Origin of the sequence: Bacillus sanguinis (assembly GCF_018332475.1) — a bacterium.
Classification (GTDB): domain Bacteria; phylum Bacillota; class Bacilli; order Bacillales; family Bacillaceae_G; genus Bacillus_A; species Bacillus_A sanguinis.
Window position 1 is genome coordinate 1 of the sequence record NZ_BOQB01000216.1, and the last position, 4,413, is coordinate 4,413.

Sequence of the window (4,413 nt, forward strand, 5' to 3'; positions counted from 1 at the left end):
ATTAATTCCTACGTATAATCGTCCTCGTTACTTTGAAAAGGCGTTATGTAGTGTATTAGAACAAACATACCCTAATATAGAAATTATAGTTGGAGATGACAGCACGAATGATGAAACAGAAAAAGTGTTACAAAAATACTTATGTAATCATTCAAATATTATTTATATAAAAAATAGATCAACTCTTGGACAGTTTGAAAATGCTCTAATGTTATTTCATGAAGCGAACGGTGAGTATATAAACTTTTTAATGGATGATGATTTATTTCATGTGAATAAAATTGAAAGAATGATGAAGTATTTTTTCAATGATCTAGATAATGAAATTAAGCTTGTAACATCTCATCGTCAAGTAATTGATGATAAAGGAGAAGAACTACGTCATATTTATTCAACTGTTCGTTTATTTGAAGAGGATACGATTATAGAGGGAACAGAATTAGGAAATAAGGTAATTGTGGATCAAAAAAATTATATCGGAGAACCGACAACAGTTTTATTTCGTAAAAATGATTTACAAGAACCATATGGGATTTTTGATAAGAGGCGGTATCTATGTAACGTAGATATAGCTTCATGGTTATCTTTATTAAGTAAAGGAAAAGCAGTATATATAGCAGAGACACTTAGTTACTTTCGATTACATCCAGATCAACAGTTAAATGAATCTAATAAAATGATGGATGGGTTAGAAGATTTTTCACACAGTATTATAGCAGGAGAACAATATGGTTTCTTATCCAACGAAAAAGAGTTAGACAAAGCGATAACTAATTTTCTAGATTATGCAAGAAGGATAGTTCCATCATCAATATTATATACATTAGACTATTACCAAAAAATTAGAGCGAAGAAAATAAACGTAGAAAAGAAAAAACAACATATAAATAATAATTCTTCTTTACCGAAAGTAAGTATACTTATTCCTGCGTACAATAGACCTTATTACTTGGAATTGGCACTGAACAGCGCTTTGAATCAAACATATGAAAATATTGAAATTATTATTTCTGACGACAGTACAAATAATGAAGTCAATGCTATGATTCAACCGTATTTACGTGAATATGATTGTATTACATATGTTAAAAATGAAACGCCGTTAGTTGCTGAAAACTTTAATAAGTGTGTAGAACTTGCGAACGGTGAGTATATAAACTTTTTATTAGATGATGACTTATTTCATCATGAAAAGATCGAGAGAATGATGGAATACTTTTTGACGTTAGAAAATATTTCATTTGTGACGTCATATCGTGAATTGATTGATGAGAATGGAGAGATATTACCACCTTCAACATTGAATATGAAAATCGCGAATGAAACTACACTTTTTGAAGGAAAAGAATTAGGAAATTATATGTTGAAAAATTTGAAAAATGTAGTTGGTGAGCCGACAACTGTTTTGTTTAATCGGGAATTGTTTGACGGGAAGTTTGGGTATTTTAAAGGAAAGGCTTATTCTGCTATTAATGACATTGCAACTTGGCTAGATATGATGAGGAAAGGAAAAGTAGTTTATATACAAGAACCTCTTAGTTATTTTAGACAACATAGTGGACAAAATCAAAAACAAATGCATTTTATTTTAATGACAATTGAAGAGTGGGTTGAATTAATTATAGATGCATATAATAGTGGATTTTTAAGCTCCGAAAGTGAGTATAAAGAGAGCTTATCTTATTGCTTAGAAAATGCGGGATTTATAGTTAAGGATGCAGTAAGAGATGGCGAAATAGATCAAATTTATAATGAAAAAATAAAAAAAGGGTTAAACAAGCTAATTGCTCATATGTTTGAAAAAGAATCTTGTTATTGTCAATATTGCAATCAACAATTTGAAAAATTTTCACCTTGGCCAGCACATTACGATTTTCCGAAATATAAATTTGAAATGTGGAATAAAGATACAGGGATATGTCCAGTTTGTAGTTCAATGGATCGTGAAAGATTGTATCGTGCGTACATTGAAACGGAAACGGACTTGTTAAGTAAAAATTATACAATGCTTCATATTGCACCTGAAGCAAAGGTAAGAGATTGGTTTAACGAGTATAAAAATATTACTTATGTATGTGGGGATTTAGAACCAAAGGATCCATTAATGAAGGAAATTGATGTTACAAGCGTTACATACGATAGTAATACTTTTGATGTGATTTTATGTAGCCATGTATTAGAACACGTTCTTGATGATGACAAAGCAATGCGAGAGTTATATAGAGTTTTAAAGCCAAATGGATGGGGAATTATTCAAGTACCCATCGTAATGAATGTAGATTCTATTATAGAGAATAATTTAATTGTAACACCACAATTGAGGAAATTAGCTTTTGGTCAAGAAGATCATGTGAGAATTTATAATCAATCGGGATTCATTCAACGATTAATGAATGCAGGATTTAAGGTGGAATTATATAACATAGCTGAAAGACAAGGAATGAAAAGTGCTAGGAAGTTTGGGTTATCTGAAACAGATATGCTCTATATTGTCCGAAAATGATAGGAAGGAATAGATAGATATGGAGAATATTCCTTTTTTGCGTGCTTCAACTGTACCTGTAATTGAGTATTTGGACGAATTAAAGGAAATTGATACATCTCACATATATACGAATTATGGACCTATAAATCAACGTTTTGAAGAAACAATTATGTCGGAATTTTTTCAGAACAGAGGAGCTGTTACAACAGTAGCAAACGCAACGTCAGGGTTAATGGCAGCTATTCAACTTAAGAAAAGAAGAAAAGGGAAGTATGCCCTTATGCCTAGTTTTACATTCCCTGCGACTCCATTAGCAGCTATTTGGTGTGGATTGGAACCTTATTTTATTGATATTTCAATAGATGATTGGTATATGGATAAAACACTACTTTTGGATAAAATTGAAGAATTAAAAGAAGAGGTTGCAATTGTTGTCCCGTACGCAACTTTTGGATCATGGATGAACTTAGAAGGGTATGAAGAATTAGAGAAGAAGGGAATTCCGGTTGTTGTAGATGCGGCACCAGGTTTTGGATTAATGAATAGAGGTTTGCATTATGGTCAGGATTTTAGTGGGATGATCGTATATAGCTTTCATGCAACAAAGCCCTTCGGAATCGGTGAGGGTGGACTCATATATAGTAAAAAGGAAGAAGATATACAACGTATTAAAAGAATGGGGAATTTCGGATTTGATAAAAATCGTGAATGTACGATGATGGGGTTTAATTGTAAAATGTCTGAATATGCAGCAGCTATTGGGATTGCGACTATGAAAAAATGGGATCAAAAATTACAAGAACGCACCCGTATTTCTGAATGGTATAAACAATTGTTACAAAGTAATGGGTTAATGAAAAAAGGATGGCAAGTCCAAAAGACAGAAGCAGTTATTCAACAATTTATGCCTATTCTTTGTCCAGAAGAAGTTTGCAACATACAAGTAATAGAAGAACTGAAAAAACAGAAAATAGAAGCTAGATTATACTTTTCACCATCTTGCCACCAACAAGTTTTTTTTAGAGACTATAAGTCTACAGGTTTAATAAAAACGAATAAAATAGCCAAAAGAATAGTAAGTTTACCTTTATGGGAAGGAATGACAAAAGAAATAGTAGAACAAATTGTAATCTGTTTAGGGCAGAAGGTGGTATCGATAGATGAATAGTTTTTATAGTCAAGAAGAACTAAAGAAAATTGGATTTTTATCTGTTGGGAAAAATGTATTGATCAGTAAAAAAGCGAGTATATATAATCCAGGTGCTATATCAGTTGGTAATAATGTAAGAATTGATGATTTTTGCATTTTAAGTGGCAAAATCAAAATTGGAAGTTATTCGCATATATCAGCGTATACAGCGTTATATGGAGGGGAAGTTGGGATTGAAATGCATGATTTTGCAAATATCTCAGCTAAAACAATCGTATATGCAGTACTTGATGATTTTAGTGGAAATACTTTAATGGGGCCAACTATTCCGAGTCAATATAGGAATGTGAAAAGAGAAAAAGTTATTTTAAAAAAACATGCGATTATTGGTGCTAATTCTATTATTTTTCCAAATGTAACTATAGGAGAAGGCACGGCAGTCGGTGCGATGAGTATGGTAAAAGAGAGTTTAGATGATTGGTATATTTATGCGGGAGTTCCCGTAAGAAAAGTAAAACCTCGTCAAAAAAAGATGCTAGAGTTAGAAATTGATTTTTTAAAAAGCATTCATTCTTAATAAAAAAGAATGAATGCTTTTTATTTTTATCCCGCTATTTGCCGGGCAGTAAAACCTCGCCTCAAAATTCAGCGAAAGCAAAGAAGTTAGGTTGGGGACTCGCTGTCAGTAAAAAACCGATTGGTTCAACTAATAATCAGTGGGGGATGAAGACAACCCCCACTGATTAAAGTTTCACTTTATTTGACTAAAATTCTAAAT

Annotated in this window: 3 protein-coding genes; all 3 read left to right on the forward strand. The window is 32.0% G+C overall.

Annotated features, from left to right (window positions below; genetic code table 11):
- Positions 1–2,503, forward strand: a 2,503-nt coding sequence (locus tag KI369_RS21165; RefSeq protein WP_212957276.1) for a glycosyltransferase, incomplete at its 5' end; no start/stop codon positions are given.
- Between the two features lie 19 nt (positions 2,504–2,522).
- Entirely contained in the window at positions 2,523–3,653 is a 1,131-nt protein-coding gene (locus tag KI369_RS21170; protein WP_212957277.1) for a DegT/DnrJ/EryC1/StrS aminotransferase family protein, read from the forward strand.
- Positions 3,646–4,212, forward strand: a complete 567-nt coding sequence (locus KI369_RS21175) for an acyltransferase (protein WP_212957278.1) — start codon at positions 3,646–3,648, stop codon at positions 4,210–4,212. Before KI369_RS21170 ends, KI369_RS21175 begins: the two co-directional genes overlap by 8 nt.
- Positions 4,213–4,413 lie beyond the last annotated feature (201 nt).

Excerpts from the sequence above, each read along its gene's own strand:
- KI369_RS21170 (WP_212957277.1), top strand. The coding sequence starts at position 2,523 with ATGGAGAATATTCCTTTTTTGCGTGCTTCAACTGTACCTGTAATTGAG.
- KI369_RS21175 (WP_212957278.1), top strand. The coding sequence starts at position 3,646 with ATGAATAGTTTTTATAGTCAAGAAGAACTAAAGAAAATTGGATTTTTA.